The sequence below is a fragment of the Janthinobacterium sp. AD80 genome (assembly GCF_002878455.1).
Taxonomy (GTDB): Bacteria; Pseudomonadota; Gammaproteobacteria; order Burkholderiales; family Burkholderiaceae_D; genus Janthinobacterium.
Window position 1 is genome coordinate 1 of record NZ_NRDQ01000108.1, and the last position, 16286, is coordinate 16286.

The 16286-nt window shown below is 65.0% G+C and carries 10 protein-coding genes; 4 read left to right on the top strand and 6 right to left on the bottom strand.

The genetic code is table 11. The features are described 5' to 3' along the window. Window positions 1-10: 10 nt before the first annotated feature. Window positions 11-1801, bottom strand: coding sequence for an S-layer family protein (locus tag JaAD80_RS19555; protein WP_102296493.1), 1791 nt, complete (start codon window positions 1799-1801; stop codon window positions 11-13). Window positions 1802-2203: 402 nt separating this feature from the next. Between JaAD80_RS19555 and JaAD80_RS19560 the strand changes: the two genes are divergently transcribed. Genes JaAD80_RS19560 through JaAD80_RS19570 form a run of 3 tightly spaced genes read left to right on the top strand, consistent with a single transcriptional unit; the run spans window position 2204 to window position 3880 of the window. Beyond that, entirely contained in the window at window positions 2204-2734 is a 531-nt protein-coding gene (locus JaAD80_RS19560; RefSeq protein WP_102296494.1) for a phage tail protein, read from the top strand. A gap of 30 nt (window positions 2735-2764) precedes the next feature. After that, window positions 2765-3298 carry a phage tail protein gene (locus JaAD80_RS19565; protein WP_102296496.1) on the top strand — a complete coding sequence of 178 codons (534 nt, stop codon included), beginning with the start codon at window positions 2765-2767 and terminating at the stop codon, window positions 3296-3298. Window positions 3299-3346: 48 nt separating this feature from the next. Beyond that, window positions 3347-3880 (top strand): phage tail protein, encoded by a 534-nt coding sequence (locus JaAD80_RS19570; protein WP_102296498.1) that lies wholly within the window; start codon window positions 3347-3349, stop codon window positions 3878-3880. A 96-nt stretch (window positions 3881-3976) separates the two neighbouring features. On the opposite strand, the gene JaAD80_RS19575 is transcribed toward JaAD80_RS19570, so the two are convergent. Next, window positions 3977-4309 carry a hypothetical protein gene (locus tag JaAD80_RS19575; RefSeq protein ID WP_258003095.1) on the bottom strand — a complete coding sequence of 111 codons (333 nt, stop codon included), beginning with the start codon at window positions 4307-4309 and terminating at the stop codon, window positions 3977-3979. A gap of 154 nt (window positions 4310-4463) precedes the next feature. Next, window positions 4464-10355: a putative Ig domain-containing protein gene (locus JaAD80_RS19580; RefSeq protein WP_180979490.1), complete on the bottom strand. Its 5892-nt coding sequence runs from the start codon at window positions 10353-10355 to the stop codon at window positions 4464-4466. Here JaAD80_RS19580 and JaAD80_RS30785 point away from each other — a divergent pair. Beyond that, the gene (locus JaAD80_RS30785) at window positions 10354-10557 is read left to right on the top strand and encodes a hypothetical protein (RefSeq protein WP_180979491.1); all 204 of its coding nucleotides are present in this window, start codon (window positions 10354-10356) and stop codon (window positions 10555-10557) included. The two genes, JaAD80_RS19580 and JaAD80_RS30785, sit on opposite strands and share 2 nt — an antisense overlap. A gap of 554 nt (window positions 10558-11111) precedes the next feature. On the opposite strand, the gene JaAD80_RS19585 is transcribed toward JaAD80_RS30785, so the two are convergent. From JaAD80_RS19585 to JaAD80_RS19595, 3 genes are all read right to left on the bottom strand, one after another. Next, window positions 11112-13124: a S9 family peptidase gene (locus tag JaAD80_RS19585; RefSeq protein ID WP_102296502.1), complete on the bottom strand. Its 2013-nt coding sequence runs from the start codon at window positions 13122-13124 to the stop codon at window positions 11112-11114. 353 nt (window positions 13125-13477) lie between these two features. Next, on the bottom strand, window positions 13478-14887 hold the full coding sequence (locus JaAD80_RS19590; RefSeq protein ID WP_102296503.1) for an MFS transporter: 1410 nt from the start codon (window positions 14885-14887) through the stop codon (window positions 13478-13480). Between the two features lie 519 nt (window positions 14888-15406). After that, the coding region (locus tag JaAD80_RS19595) for a TolC family protein (protein ID WP_146012439.1) at window positions 15407-16286 on the bottom strand (880 nt) is incomplete at its 5' end.

Genomic DNA, 16286 nt, shown 5'->3' on the forward strand with positions numbered 1-16286 from the left:
GTGGCGCTGTTCACGGTAAAGCCGGAGGCTGCCGTGGTACGCCGAAGGTCACCGCCGTGGTGCCGCCAAACCCGGTCACCGCCGTGGTGCCGCCAAACCCCGTACCGGTGATGATGACGGTGGTACCGCCGCCGACCGGCCCCGCCGTTGGCGAAATGCCCGTCACCGTCGGTGCCGGCACATAGGTAAATTGATCGGCGGCGCTGGTGGCGCTGGTGCCGCCAGCCGTGGTGACGCGCACGTCTACCGTACCTGTGCCGGCTGGCGCCGTCGCCGTGATCTGCGTGGCACTGTTGACGGTGTAACCGCTCGCCGCCGTGGCGCCGAACGTCACCGCCGTCGTGCTGCCAAAGCCCGTGCCCGTGATGATGACGGTGGTACCGCCGGTGGCCGGCCCCGCCGTTGGCGAAATGCTGGTGACCGTGGGTACCTGCGCGTAGGTAAACTGATCGGCCCCGCTGGTAGCGCTGGTGCCGCCCGCCGTCGTCACGCGCACGTCCACCGTGCCCGTGCCCGGCGGTGCCGTCGCCGTGATCTGCGTGGCGCTGTTGACGGTATAGCCGGTGGCGGGCGTGGCGCCGAAGGTCACCGCCGTGGCACCGGTAAAGCCCGTTCCCGTGATGGTGATGCTGGTACCGCCGGCGGTCGGGCCGGCCGTGGGCGAAATGCTGCTGACAACTGGCGCGGGGATGTAGGTGAACTGGTTCGCGGGGCCGGTGGCGCTGGTGCCGCCGCTCGCGGTCACCACCACGTTCACGACGCCGGCACTGCCGGCTGGCGAGGTGGCGGTCATGGTCGTGGCATTGACGACGGTCACGGCGAAGCCATTGTTGCTGCCGAACTTCAGCGCCGTGACACCCGTAAAGCCCGTGCCGGTAATGGTCACGGCAGTGCCGCCGCTGCTGGGGCCGGTGGCCGGCGTCACGGCGGTGATGGTCGGTGGCGGCTGGGCGTTGATGGCCAGGGCATAGCTGCGCGAGGTGTTGTATGGTCCGTTGCCGCCCGTAACATCTGTCGATTTGATGACAAAGTTATAGTTACCCAGCGCGGTGGGTGTACCCGCGAGCAAGCCGCTGCCCGACAGGGTGATGCCAGGCGGCAAGCTGCCCGACTCCACCACGTAAGTGAAGGGGGCGGTGCCGTTGGCGGTCGACATCTGCTGGCTGTAGGGCGTCGACAGTCCGCCGGCCGACAGCGTACTCGGCGTGATGGACAGGATCGGTACGGCAATCGACACGGAATAGTTCTTGGTGACGGTCAGCGGCGTGCCTGCCGTCGAATCCGTAACCTTGACGCCGAACGTATAGGCGCCAGTCGCCGTCACGGTGCCGGAAATCACGCCGCTCGACGAGACGGTGATGCCAGGTGGCAAGGTGCCGGAATCGAGCACATAGGTGTAGGGAGCCACACCGCCGCTGGCCGACATGGTCTGGCTGTACGGCACGCCAATCACGGGCGCGGGCACGCTGCCGGGCGACACCGTGAAAGCGCTGGCAGCAGGCAAGACAGTCACCGTAAAAGTGATGGCCTGGCTGTCTTCATCCCACAGGATAAAACTGTCGGACAGCGCGCCGTCGCCGTTATTGATATAGGTGGCAATACCGCTACCGTTATTGACGAGACCAGTAATCGTGCCGTGCAATGCGGTCGCGCCATTGTCTACCAGGCCGAAACTGCTGCAAGCCGACAGGTCGATCTGGTACGACGCGCCGGAGGCAACGGTAAAACTCTGATTGGGATTGCATTTCGTACTCGGATCACCGGGTGCCGCTTGCGCCGGAGTGGCACCGAACGCCAGCATCAGCAGGCATAGGGACGCGAACCAGAGTCCAAAACGGCAGGATGCCGCTGCCCGGCCTGCCCTTGCGCTGGCTATTCGCTGCCATGTTCCAGCGCAGTAAGACAGCAGGAAAGAATATGCCGGACGACCGACGAAAGCGTTGCAAGTACGCAACATAACTTCTCCAATACAGAGGATTTTTTAGACAAAAATGAAAGTAAATTCAGGCCGCAAGCGTTGCCAGTTGCAGGTTCTACAGAGTGCCAACAAATATTGACGCTTGCCATACGACAACGTATGCTACTCCGAGATTTCAATAAAGTAACTATAACAAAAAGGGTTTTTTAAAACACAATATTGATTTCAAATGGAAAATATTACTTATTTGGCATTTTATTGCATTCCAACCGTGGGAGAACGACGATGGCTGATGTGTACCTAGGACAAATCATGATGGGCGGATTCAATTTTGCGCCACGTGGATTTGCAGCATGTAACGGGCAATTGCTGCCCGTGGCCCAGAACCAGGCCCTGTTTGCATTGCTGGGCACCTATTATGGCGGCAACGGCAGCACCACTTTTGCCCTGCCTAACTTGCAAGGCTGTACCCCCGTTGGCGCGGGTGCGTCGGTCGATGCTTCTTGGCAACCTTCCCCTTACCAGATCGGCACGCGGGCGGGGTCGGAGAATATCACCTTGATATCGACCGAGATTCCGCCGCATACGCATGCGGCCAATACGGTGACGACGGGCGGCACCTCGAAAAACCCCACGAATACCCTGTTTGGCGGCAGCGGCGCGGAATCCATCTATGGCTCGGCGGGCCCGCAAGTCACCCTGGCTCCGCAAACCCTGGGGCTGACGGGCGGCAATCTGGCGCATAACAATATGCAGCCGTTTTCGGTCATCAACTTCAATATCGCCCTGAGCGGTATCTTCCCATCGCGCAACTAACGAATCCGCCACTTCTTACGGAGCATAGTCATGACCACACCCTATGTCGGCGAAATTCGCCTGTTTTCCTTTCCCCGCATTCCCAGCGGCTGGTTCGCCTGCGATGGCAGCCTGAAACCGATCTCAGAATACGAAGTTCTGTTCGTCCTGCTGGGCACCACCTACGGCGGCGACGGCGTCAACACCTTTGCCGTGCCTGACCTGCGCGGCCAGGTTCCCCTGCACATGGGAACCGGCCCCGGCCTGAGCAACCGCCCCCTCGGACAACGTAGCGGCAGCGAAGCGGTGACCTTGCTGCCGACCCAGATTCCCGCGCACACGCACCCATTCAATGTGAACAGCACGCTGGCCACGGCGAATGCGCCGGCGAACAATCTGCTGTTGGCAGCCCCGTCGAATAACGACAAGATGTACACCAGCGACCTGACCGGCCTGACCGCCTATCCGCTGTCCACCAGCGCCGTAGGCGCCACAGGGGGCAACCTGCCGCACCCGAACACCATGCCGACACTGACCGCCTCCTTTTGCATCGCATGGGCAGGCATTTTCCCATCGCAGCAATAACCGCCGGCACGCAAGCGCAGCCCACAAAATCGATCAGGAGAACCTACCGTGACATCACCATACCTTGGCGAAATACAAGTCTTTGGCTTCAATTTCACACCCTACGGGTGGGCCAGCTGTAATGGCGCCACCCTGCAGATACAGCAATATTCAGCCCTGTTTTCATTGATCGGCACGCAGTATGGCGGGAATGGGACCACCACCTTCCAGCTGCCCAATTTCACGGGACGTGCGCCCTGCAGCCAGGGCACGGGACCGGGACTGACGCCGCGCACGATGGGCGAGACGTTCGGCAGCAACAGTGTCACGTTGAACGTCACGGAGCTGCCCAATCACACCCATCAGCTCAATGTGTACCGCCAGCCCACCCCCGCCCTGCAGCACAACACGCCGCTCGCTGGCGATGCCTTGATTGCGCTTGGCGGGACTTCGGCGTTCGTGCCATCGACACCGCCCAACGGAACGCTGTCGCCGGCGGCAATCGGCTCCGCCGGTGGTGGCCAGCCGCATGAAAACCGCCAGCCGATGCTGGCGCTCAATTTCTGCATCGCCCTGCAAGGCGAATTCCCGCAGTTTGATTAATCCAGGTCGCGCGACCTGACAGTCCAGGCGGGCCGCGCCATCATGGCGTCCGCCCTGCCCTGGATACCCTCCGCTATCGACTGGCCACTTGCGCGCTCAGTTGAATATTGCCTGGTACAGAAAGCCGTGACTGTCACGCGCCACCGGCACTAAAAAAATACCCACCTCGCCAAACGCCTCGTGTTGCATCTGGAAGATTTTCTGGCTGAACAGGATGGCGGAACTATTGTGAAACATCAGGCTGAACGGCTTGCGCAGCATGCCCTCCAGGGTCGCTGACGGCAGCGGGCGCACTTCCTTCAGGACAAAGGCGGCATTGCCGTCACTGAGCGAAATAAACGTCTCGTTGACGCGCGCGGCAAAATGTTCAAGGGTCAGGACATTCATCATTCCAGGTATTCCATTCCGTGTGCAGTGAGGTTGAAACAAGGCTTGATTCTAATGGAATCATGGCCGCCCTGGCACGGCATTTGGCAGGAAAAATCCGGGCAATCCAGCCCTGCATTTCGCAGTCCCCAAATGCGCCGCGGGGCGGGAGCAATCTGCCCCCGCCCCGCGGCGTTACTTCCCTGATGTGCGGCGTTTACTTGAGCGGCATGGCCACGCCGAAGATCACCGACTGGGTACGTCCGCTATCGATGTTCAGATTGCTGTTGTAGTCCAGCGTCAATGTCATGCCGTTCGACAGCAGCAGCTTCACGCCGAGGCCCGCCGTCCAGTTGCCCGTCTGCTGCGGCACCGTGCGGATCACGTACACGGGGCCGTCCGCCGCCAGGTCGGCATACGCCAGGCGCGCATTGTCGGCGCCCTCGAACTGGTGGCGGTACTCGAGGCGCGCACGCGGGAACCACGTGCCCAGGCCACCCACATAGATGCCCTCGGCGCGCACGCCCAGCGCGCCGATGCGCGAACGCACGGTCTGCTTGAAGTAGCTGAGCGCATTGATGCCCGTCGCCGTTTCCGTGTACGGATCGAGCTTGGCCGACATCAGTTCCACGCGGCCGTACGGCGACCACATCCACGTTTCATGGCGCATTTCCATGCCACCCACCAGCGCGCCAAACACTTGCTTGCCGTCGCGTTCGCCCGTGGCGAAACCGCTGCCATCGGTCAGGTAGCGCGAGGCGTCGTACTGCAAGGTGCCATAGCCGAGCACGCCATCGAGGAAGACGCCCTTGCTCGGACGCAGGCTGCCATACACGGCCGCCACGGCGCTGTCGGCCGTGCTGCGGCTGCCGTTCTGGCCCACGTCGCTGCGGTCATGGCTGAAACCGGCACCCACGCCCAGGGTCGCCAGGTCGCTGATACGGTAGTCGCCACCCACGCTCACGCCATTGGTGCGGAAGCGGAAGCCCGTCTCGCGGCCGTTCACATAGTGCTGGCCAAAGTCCACCGCGCCACCCAGCCACAGCGACAGGGCCTGCTTCTGCGACTCCGGACGCTGCGGCATGTCCGGCAAGCCGTTTGCTGCCTGGCCTACATCCGCGCCCGCCTTGTCGCCGCTGAAACCGGCATCGGGCTGGCGCAGGGAAGCCTTGCGCATATACGGCTTCACGGCCGTGCCGAACACGCGGTCCGCTTCCTGTTCCTGCCAGCGCGCCAGGGCCGCCGTCGGGTTGCCGCTGTCGTTCGACGGCGTCAGGTTCAGGCCAAAGTTCGAGCGGCCCCAGCCGTCGCCGTGCAGGCTTTCCAGGCGCTGCGTGAAGTTCGACAGCTGCGCCGTGGCGAAGCGCCGCGCCGCATCGGCTTGCGCCGCCTGCAGGCCGATCACTTCCGGATCGGTCGACGGGTCGGCACGCGCCGTCACCGTCACGTTGACCACGCCCGGCTTCGAGGTGGCGTAGGCGTTGCTCAGGGTGTAGCTGACCACGGCCGCGCCGGCAAACTTGCCCGACGCCGTAAAGCTCAGCTGATACAGCGGCTTGCCGGCCGTGCCGACATCGCGCACCACCGCCTTGCCCGCGCTCTCCGGCGCCACGCTCAGCACATTGGCCGCCGTGAACGGTCCGCCCGTGGCGCCCGCCGTCAGGTCGACATTCACCGCCAGGCCGGCTACCACCGTGGCGCTCAGGCTCACCACTTGCGGCATCGGGTTGACGTTGATACTGGCCTTGATCGGCGCCGAGGTGCCGAACACGTTCGACAGGGTGTAGCCGATGCTGATATCACCGCTGCTATCGACGCCTGGCGTGTAGACAATCTTCAGGCCGCTGACCACCGCCGTGCCGCTCGTCGGCTGCGTGGTGATGGCCACTGCCGTGAACGGGCCGCCGGTGGCGCCTTCCGTCACGTTCAGGGTGACGGATCCACCAGGTTCCGCCGTGGCAGTCTTGACCACGGGCACTGGCGGCGGCAAGGGCGCGACGGTCAGGCTGACGGTGGCGGGCGCCGACGTGCCGCCCGGGCCCGTTGCCGTGTAGGCGAAACTGTCCGCACCGAAGTAATCGGCATTCGGCACATATGTCACCTTGAAGCTGGCGCCGGTGGCGGCGCGCGCCATGCGCGCCGATGCAGCCGTCGTCGTCACCGTGACGCGGCCATGCTGCGGCGGCGTGACGATGGTGACATCCGTGATCGGGCTGCCATCGGTGGAAGCGATATTCAGGCTCACTTCCTGGTTTGCCGGCGTAATCGCCGTTTCATTGGCCACCGGTGGCGGCGCCTGGGTCACCTGCAGGGTCAAGGCGTGCTGCACCGTGAACTGGTTGGCATCTTTTGCCTGCAGGGTGAAGGTGAAGCTGCCCGCCGCTGTCGGCGTGCCGCTCAGCACGCCCGTGGCCACATCGAGCGCCAAGCCCGTGGGCAAGGTACCGCTGCTCAGCGTGTACACATACGGTGCCACGCCGCCGCCAGCCGTGAAGGCCTGGCTGTAGGCTTCGGCGATACGGATGCCGGCCAGGCTGGCTGGCGTCAGGGTCAGGGTCGGCGCGGCCACCACCATGGTATAGCTGCTGGTGGCGCTGAATGGCGCCCCCGTGCCGGTGCTGCTGTCGCTCACCTTGATGCTGAACGGGAAGCTGCCGGCCACATTCGTCGTGCCCGACAGCACGCCGGTGGCGGCGTTCAGGCTCAGGCCAGGTGGCAAGCTGCCGCTGCTGATGCTGTAGCTGTACGGCGCCGTGCCGCCCGCCGCCGTGAAGGTGGCGCTGTACGGGCTTGCCGCCGTGGGATTAGGCAAGCTCGGCAAGGTCAGGTTGACGTTGGCCGACGACACCGCGAAGGTATAGCTTTGCGCGCCAGTAAACAGGTGCGCATCCTGTGCTTGCACGGTCAAGCTGAAGCTGCCGGCCGCCGTTGGCGTACCGCTGAGCAAACCGCTGCCGTTCAAGGTCAGGCCCGTCGGCAGGCTGCCACTCGCTACCGTATAGACATACGGTCCGACGCCACCGGTAGCCGTCAGTTGCTGGCTGTACGGCGTGGCCGCCGCTGCAGCAGGCAAGCTGGCAGGCGTCACGGCGATCGTCGGTGCGGCAATGCTCAGGGTATAGCTGTTGGTCGCGCTGAATGGCGCGCCCACGCCCGTACTGCTGTCGCTGGCCCGCAGGCTGAAGCTGAAACTGCCGGCCACGGTCGGCGTACCGGACAGCACGCCGGTGGCCGTATTCAGGCTCAGGCCGGCAGGCAGGCTGCCGGCGCTGACGCTGTAGGTATACGGTGACGTGCCGCCCGCCGCCGTGATGGTCGCGCTATACGGCGTTTCCGCCGTTGGATTGGGCAAGCTGGCCGGCGCCAGGCTGACCGTGGGCACGCCCACGGTAACGCTCACGGTAGCCGGTGCCGAGGTACCCACGCCGTTGCTGGCCGTGTAGGTAAAGCTGTCCGGCCCGCCGTAACCTGGCGTCGGTGTATAGGTGATGCTGGTGCCGCTGGCCGTCGCCGTGCCGTGCGAGGCGCCGGAAGCGACGGCAACCGAGGTCGCCCCGCCGCCGCCCAGGTTCAGGGTGATCGGGTTGGCGCTGCTGCCAAACGCCACCGTGGCGCTGACAGCTCCAGCGGTCGGCGCACCGGCCGCTACCGTGCCGGAATACGCGAGCGAAGCCGAGAATGGCGCGCCGATGCCGGTGCTGCTATCAGTGGCAGTCACGGTAAAGCTGTAGGCACCAGCAGTTGTGGGCGTGCCGGACAGGGTACCGTTCGCCGCCAGGGTCAAGCCCGCAGGCACGCTGCCGGCGGTGACGGCATAGCTGTACGCTGCCGTGCCGCCGCTGGCGGTAATGGCCTGGCTGTAGGCCACGCCCACTGTCGGCGCCGGTAGGGTCGACGGGGCGACGCTGAGCGCCGGCGCCGCCACCGTCAGCGAGTAGGCGCGCGCACCCGAATACGGGCCGCTGCCCGTCGAACTGTCCGTGGCGCGCACGGTAAAGTTGAAGACGCCGCCGGCCGTCGGTGTACCCGACAGCGTACCGGTAGCCGTATTCAGGCTGAGTCCGGCCGGCAGGGATCCGGCGCTGATGGCATAAGTGTACGGCCCCGTGCCGTTCGCGGCCGTCACGTTCTGGCTGTAGGCCACGCCGACGGCTCCCGCCGGCACCGTGGTGGGCGTCAGCGTCACAGTTGGCACGCCAACCGTGATCGTCACGGTGGCCGGCGTCGAGGTGCCGACGCCGTTGCTGGCCGTGTAGGTAAAGCTGTCCGGCCCGCCGTAACCTGCCGTCGGCGTATACGTGATGCTGGTACCGCTGGCGGTCGCCGTGCCATGGCTGGCGGCGGACGCCACCGCTACCGATGTTGCGGCACCGCCGCTCAGGTTCAGGGTGATCGGGTTGGCGCTGCTGCCGTAGGCCACCGTGGCGCTGACGGCGCCGGCCGTCGGCGCACCGGCCGCTACCGTGCCGGAATACGCGCGCCCCCCCGTATAGGGGCCGGCGCCGCCACTGCTGTCGGTCGCGGTGACCGTAAAGCTGTAGGCGCCAGCAGTTGTGGGCGTGCCGGACAAGGTACCGTTCGCCGCCAGGGTCAAGCCCGCAGGCACGCTGCCGGCGGTGACGGCATAGCTGTACGCTGCCGTGCCGCCGCTGGCGGTAATGGCCTGGCTATAGGCCACGCCCACTGTCGGCACAGGCAGGGTCGACGGGGCGACGCCGAGCGTCGGCGACGCCACCGTCAGCGAGTAGGCGCGCGCGCCCGCGTACGGACCGTCGCCCGTCGAACTGTCCGTGGCGCGCACTGTGAAGTTAAAGACGCCGCCGGCCGTCGGCGTACCCGACAGCGTACCGGTAGCCGTATTCAGGCTGAGTCCGGTCGGCAGGGAGCCGGCGCTGATGGCGTAAGTGTAGGGACCCGTGCCGTTCGCGGCCGTCACAGTCTGGCTGTAGGCTAGCGCGACGGTTGCCGCCGGCACGGTGCTCGGTGCAAGGACGATGGTGGGGCTGGCAACCGTGATCGTCACGGTGGCCGGCGTCGAAGTGCCGACGCCGTTGCTGGCCGTATAGGTAAAGCTGTCCGGCCCGCCGTAACCTGCCGTCGGCGTATAGGTGATGCTGGTGCCGCTGGCCGTCGCCGTGCCGTGCGAGGCGGCAGACGCCACCGCCACGGACGTCGCCGCACCGCCGCTCAGGTTCAGGGTAATCGGGTTGGCGCTGCTGCCGTAGGCCACCGTGGCGCTGGCGGCGCCGGCCGTCGGTGCACCAGGCGCTACCGTGCCGGAATAGGCGCGCGCGCCCGAATAGGGGCCGGCGCCGGTACTGCTGTCGGTCGCGGTGACAGTAAAACTGTAGGCTCCGGCCGCCGTGGGCGTGCCGGACAGGGTGCCGTTCGATGCCAGGGTCAAGCCTGCGGGCAGACTGCCGGCCGTTCTGGCATAGGTGTACGTGCCGGCGCCGCCGCTGGCGGCTATCGTCTGGCTGTAGGCGACACCGGATGTCATTGCCGGCAGGGTCGTCGGCAAGATGGCGATGGTGGGCGCGGAGACCGTCAGTGTATAAGGGCGCGTGCCGTTCACGGCCAGCGAGTCGGTGGCGCGCACGGTGAAGTTGAAGGTACCGCCCGCCGTCGGCGTACCCGACAGCACGCCGCCAGCACTCAGGCTCATGCCAGCCGGCAAGGCGCCAGCGCTGATGGCGTAAGTGTATGGCGCCGCGCCACCCGTCGATGTAAACGTTGTCGTGGGGTATGCCTGGGCCACCGTAGCATTTGGCACGGTGGCCGGCGCCACCACGATGGCCGAGGTGATCGTGACGTTGTAGACGATGGGCTGCCCCACATCATCCCGGACGGTAAATGTATCCGAAGTCGCGCTGAGATTGGTATTCCGGTAGCGCACGGCATTCGTCGCATTGGAATCTTCCAGCGTGCCATACAGCGGCGCCACCAGGGTGCCCGTCAGGCCAAACTGGGAGCAAGGCGCATTGGTGTAATCCTCGTAATATTCCCCCCCCGCTACGATGCTGACGGCGCGCGGACTCGGACAGGTACTCGCCGCCGAAGCCTGGTACGAGCACAGGGACAGCACGGCAAACAGCAGGGCCGCCGTCATGCGCATCAGCCACGTCGGTGGCCGCAGCATGGCAGGCGGCGTGCTGCGCGCACCAGCGCCGGAATGGTCAACGGCGCCGGCAGGCGCGGTCAACCATCCAAATTTCGCGAAATTTAGGGACATTATTTTCTTTCAGTACATTTTTAAAACCGGATCTCGCCCGAATATGGCAACGTCGACACCCATTGCCAGCCGCATCTGAACAAGCGTCACAGCACGCTTAAACCTTGCTTTGAGTCAATATATGCTACTACGAGCGACAAAAAACGCAACTCCAGACTGTTGTTAAAAATAACCACATTTAACAATAATCAATTGTCGTGCGTAAATGTACTCATTGATAGCGCATTTAACAACGATCAAGGCGTGACGGTGCCGTAACAAAGCGTATCTTTGCTGGACCGTGTCATGGATATTGACGAGCATGGGCATCGCAGCACCATATTTTGTATAGCGGCAATGGGGAATCACCGCGCATTCCGCAGGTGCGGATAGCATTTGCCTGACAAACACCCAGTCTCCCGGCGGCGTGCCGTTGCACTGCCGCCGGGGTGCGGCACTGTTGCGTGCAGACAACATCAAGGCGCGTAACTCTGCCGCGCGCGCTGCGGGCAATGTTGCCACCCGCTTCGACTCACGCGCCGGAGGCTGTCACCTTGCTAGCGACCGTGTCCGGCGCCATGCGCCGGGTCCACAGGCGGCGGCACGGCGCGCCGGGCATGGCGCCCGGCCAGCCACGCCGCTGGCACTGCGGGGTTAGCGCATCGCTTCCTTCAGCCCCGGCGCAAACTCTGCGCCGTGCTTGACCTGCGCGGTCGATGCCTTCAAGGTGGCGCCGATCGGCTCGGCCCTCCCGTTGAGGCACTGGCCCAGGAAGTTTTCCGTCACCGCGTTGAAGGCGATGTTGTTGACGGGGCGCGCAAAGCCATGGCCTTCGTCCGGGAACAGCACATAGGTGACGGGGATATTCTTTGCCGCCATGGCCGCCACGATCTGGTCCGATTCGGCCACGTTGACGCGCGGGTCGTTCGCGCCCTGCCCGATCAGCAATGGACGCTGGATATTCTGCGCGAAGTTCAGCGGCGAGCGTTCCTTCAGCAGTGCGCGGCCCTCTTCCGTGGTCGGGTCGCCCATGCGCTTGTAGAACTGCTGCTTGCCCGCTTCCCAGTACGGCGGGATGGTTTGCAGCAGCGTAAACAGGTTGGACGGGCCGACGATGTCGACGCCGCAGGCAAATGTCGTGGGGGTGAACGCCATGCCGGCCAGGGTGGCGTAGCCGCCGTACGAGCCGCCCATGATGGCTACCTTGTCGGCCGTCGTCACGCCGCTCTTCACGGCCCACTGCACCGCATCGAGCAAGTCGTCATGCATCTTGCGGCCCCACTGCAGGTCGCCGGCCGAGATGAACTGCTTGCCGAAACCAGTCGAACCACGGTAGTTCACCGACAGCACCGCGTAGCCGCGGTTGGCCAGCCACTGGTGGTAGCCGTTGTAGCCGTAGGTATCGCGCGCCCACGGGCCGCCATGCACCAGCAGCACCATCGGCACCGCCTGGGTGGCCTTGCCGCCGGCGCCCGCCTTCGATGCGTGCGGCAAGGTCAGGTAGGACACCAGCGTCAGGCCGTCGCGCGCCTTGATTTCCTGCGGATACATGGGCACCAGCGGCGCGCCCACCAGCTCGGGCCGCGTGACGTACAGCTGCGTCAGCTTCTTGCTCTTGCGGTCATACAGCCAGCTTGACGCGGGCGCCGTGACGGCATCCACGCCGACCAGCCATTTGTCGTCCGCTTCCGTGCGCGACGTAATATTGAACTGGCCCTCGGTGTTCTTCTTCAGGAAGGCCAGGTCGGCCTTCAGGTCGTCCGTCAGCGGCAGGTATTCCTGCTGCAGGTAGTCGACCGTGTAGGCTTGCACCTTGCCCGTGCGCGTATCGTACAGCGCGTCCGAAATGTCGGCGCGCGGGTCTTGCGCCACCACCGTGGTCTTGCCGCTGGCGACGTCCTGCGCCAGCAGCGCCGAGGTATTGCGGCCGCGCGAATCGGTCCAGTACAAAGTCTTGCCATCGGCCGTGAAGGCCAGCGGCGACGTCGTCTGCGAGTCTTCCAGCCCCACTTCGGCCAGCGGCGCACTCTCGGCCTTGCCATCGCTCATGCGGAAATACTGCATGCCGCCATCGGCGCGCGCCTTGCTGGCGATGCGCAGCTTGAGCTGCTCGTCGGCCAGGAAACCTGCATAGCCATCATTCTGCTGCACCAGGGTCAGCTTGCCGCTGGCCAGGTCCAGGCTGTACACATCGTGCCAGCGCGCATCGCGGTTATTGATGCCCACGAGGATGCGGTCCTTGACCTTGCTGCTGATCTGGATCACCCGTGCGCGGGTTTTCTCGAACGGCGTGTAATTGATCTGCTTGCCCGTCGCCACATTGACGCCGTACAGCAGGAAGTTTTCATCGCCGCCCTTGTCCTGGATGAACAGCAGGGTACTGGAATCGGGCGACCAGAAGCTGCTGCGGATGGGGCGTACTGTCTCTTGCGTCAACGGCCGCGCCTGCGCCAGGTCGCTGGCCGGCGCCACCCACACATTGAGCACGCCATCGCGCGGCGCGATCCACGACAGCCACTTGCCATCCGGGCTGATGCGCCCGCCAGACTTGCTGGGGTTGCCAAAGATCTTCGCCCGCTCGATCAGCGGCGTGTCATTGGCAGGGACTTGGGCATGCGCCGGCAGGGCGGCGGCAAACAACAGGGCAGGCAGGGCATAGCGAATCATGGACACCTCATGGTTGGGGATGAAGGGAAAAGATCATAAATATGTACGTGCCAGCAAATCATAGGCCAAGATGAAGTTGCCAGGTTGATTACAGCGACGGGGCACGGAAATACGCGGATAGGCGGGCGGAAACGGGGGATGAAATGCGCGGGCGTCGCCGCGCAGGCGTGGCTGCGACGCAGCGCGCACCGCCAATACCGGCGGCGCACGTCCAGGAACAGCCATGCAAGGCATGGTAATGCAGGAGGCGCGTGCGTCATGCGGTAGTACCGCCGGGCCTGCCCAACGGTACGCCTGGGGCCGCTCCGCACAGCCCTCGTGCAGCATTGCCAGCGTCCGCCAACTGCCGGGGGTCAGCCCACCGGCACTTCGCGTTGCGGGCTGGCCGATGCAACGCACACCAGCGCGGCGAACGCGGCCGCGCCGGCGGCGATGCCAGCGCCCAGGAATGCCGCCTGAAAACCGGCCAGCATGCCTTCGGCGGCATGGCCGCCGCCAGGGCCGCTACCGGAGGTCGAAAGCGCAACCATGATGGCGAGACCGATGGCGGAGCCGACCTGGTAGCTCGTATTGATCAGGCCTGAAGCGAGGCCCGTTTCCTCGGGCCTGGCGCCGGCCATGCCGGTCATGGTCGTCGGAATATACGCCAGGGCCATGCCCAGGGCGGCAAGCATGGAGGCCGGGAGCACGTGCGCCACGTAGGAACCGTTGAGCGGCAAGTTGGCAAACATCACCAGCGCGCCAGCCATCAGCAACAAGCCAAGCACGAGATTCGTCTTGGCGCCAAAGCGGCCAATCAGCTTGCCAGAAAATCCCACCATCACGAGCATGATCGTGATGGTCATCGGCAGGAGCGCCAGGCCGCTGGCCAGCGCCGAGAGGCCAAGAATCTGCTGTAGATACAAGTTCAGGAAGAACCAGAGCGGAATCCAGGCGGCCCCCAGCAACGCCATCACAAAATTGCCTGCCGCCAAATTCTTCGCCTTGAAGATGCTCAGGGGAAGCAGCGGTTCGCGCCGCACAAACTGGCTGATCAGGAAGACGGCGAACAGTCCGGCGGAAACGGGCAAAAGCGGCACGGAACCAAGGCTGGCAGATTCGATGGTGACGATGGCATACACCAGGGTGACCAGCGCACCAGTGACGCTGATCGCGCCAAACCAGTCGACGGCCCCACTGCTGCACGCGGACTTGCGGAGCACGGCGGGAACCAGGGCCAGCACGAGCAGGCCGAGCGGCACGTTGATCAGGAAGGTCCACTGCCACGTCATCCATTCGGTGATGACGCCGCCTAGAAACACGCCAGCGGAGCCGCCTGCGGCAGCCGCGGCGCCCCACAAGCCGAATGCCTTGCCAAGTTCGGCACCATCATGGCCGAAAAGGCGCATGATGATTGCCAGTGCGGACGGCGCGATCAATGCGGCGCCCACTCCCTGCAGGGCGCGGCCGGCCAGCAGCATGTCCTGGCTGTGTGCCAGGCCGGCCAGCAGCGAAGCGGCGGTGAGGATGGCAAATCCGCTGGCAAAGATGCGGCGGGCGCCAAGCAGGTCGCCCAGCCGTCCACCCAGCAGCAGCAAGCCGCCAAAGGCGATGACATAGGCATTGAAAATCCAACTCAGCCCGCTGGCGCTGAAGCCCAGGTCGCGCTGCATGGCAGGCAGTGCCACGCCGATGATGGAGGTATCAAGGATCACGATGAACTGCGCGGCGCACAGCAAGGCCAGCGCCGCCCACCTCTTCGGATCAGGTATCAATTGTTGCATTAGAGTTCTCCAGATCAATTTCCCGCTGATTGCGATTGATCAGGAGTGTTCGGCTTACAACGCTGGCATGGTCAATAGGGAAAACCGAATCAGATGCACAAGCCGTTCATCGTTCAACAGGAACGGCGGCGCTTGCCCGGTTCATGAATGGGGAACCAGGGCGGCGCGCTGGCATGATGATGCCGGCGTATCGAGGCCGAACCGGGGTTTGCGATGCGGCGCCTGCGGCCCCTGTTCCGTCTCGGCCATCGGCTCGGCCAGACGCCTGGCGACGTGCTGCTACTTCTGCGGACGTCAGCCCGGCATGCAGCCGCTCCGGGCGCGGGCCGCCTGCGATACGCATCCGCCTGGCGGCCTGCTTCATCGATGGCGGTCCGGCGGCATGAACTTTGCAGCCATAAAATCCTGCAGGCCCCGGGCATGGCATCGCCCGACACGGCGCCGCCGGTGAGCACCGCTTGCCTATGGACGAGTAGTCGATTCAATGCCGCCGCGGCAAGGTCAAGGCCTGCCGGCCAGCTATTGCGACAGACCCGAGCGCGCCAGCGCTGCGGCGCTGCCACAGTCGTCACCTGCCTGCGCGCAGACCTCCCAGCCGCCGCCCAGCGCCTTGTAGATGCTGACAACGGCAAGCCGCTGGTTGGTGCGGGCCACCGCCAGCGCACGCCGGCTGGCAAAGTCGGCCCGTTCCGCTTCGAGCACATCCAGGTAGAGGCCTGCGCCTGCCGAAAACTGCAGCCTGGCAAGACGCGCAGCCTCGCGGTTTGCCGCCGACTCCAGCAGCCGCAAGCCGAGCGTGCTGCCTGCGGTGCCGTAGGCTTTGAAGGCATCGTCCGTTTCCTGCAGCGCCCGCAAGACGGTCTGGTCGTAGGCGATCAAGGCTTCCCGGGTACGCGCCTCGCTGGCGGCGATGCGGGCGCGCACGCGCCCGGCATCGAACAGATTCCAGCGGATGACGGGGCCGACAAAGCCCGACTGCATGCCAGCGTCGCCCAGCGCATCGAGACTGCCCGCGACGAGTCCGATGGAACCCGCCACCTGCACTTCCGGATACAGGCCAGCCGTGGCGATGCCGATGCGGGCGGTCGCGGCGGCAAGGTTGCGCTCGGCCGCCGCGATATCGGCGCGCCGCGCGAGCAGCGTGGCAGGATCGCCCACAGCGATCGTGCGCAACGTCAGCGCCTCACTTGCCGGCGTGGCGGCGGGAAGGCTGAACGTCTGCGGCACTTCGCCAAGCAGGACGGCCAGCGCGTTGACGGAAGCCGCGCGGCGGCGCTCCAGCTCGGGCGCGGCCACCTCCACCGAGCGCAGCAAGGCCTCGGCACGGAGCCGGTCGAGTTCGCTGGCAGCGCCGGCGCTCACCAGGCGTTCGACCAGCGCCAGGCTGTCGCGCTGGCTT

Coding starts and splice junctions, on each gene's coding strand:
- JaAD80_RS19555 (WP_102296493.1), bottom strand. CDS start 1,801: ATGCTGGCGTTCGGTGCCACTCCGGCGCAAGCGGCACCCGGTGATCCG.
- JaAD80_RS19560 (WP_102296494.1), top strand. CDS start 2,204: ATGGCTGATGTGTACCTAGGACAAATCATGATGGGCGGATTCAATTTT.
- JaAD80_RS19565 (WP_102296496.1), top strand. CDS start 2,765: ATGACCACACCCTATGTCGGCGAAATTCGCCTGTTTTCCTTTCCCCGC.
- JaAD80_RS30785 (WP_180979491.1), top strand. CDS start 10,354: ATGCGCATCAGCCACGTCGGTGGCCGCAGCATGGCAGGCGGCGTGCTG.
- JaAD80_RS19580 (WP_180979490.1), bottom strand. CDS start 10,355: ATGACGGCGGCCCTGCTGTTTGCCGTGCTGTCCCTGTGCTCGTACCAG.
- JaAD80_RS19585 (WP_102296502.1), bottom strand. CDS start 13,124: ATGATTCGCTATGCCCTGCCTGCCCTGTTGTTTGCCGCCGCCCTGCCG.
- JaAD80_RS19590 (WP_102296503.1), bottom strand. CDS start 14,887: ATGCAACAATTGATACCTGATCCGAAGAGGTGGGCGGCGCTGGCCTTG.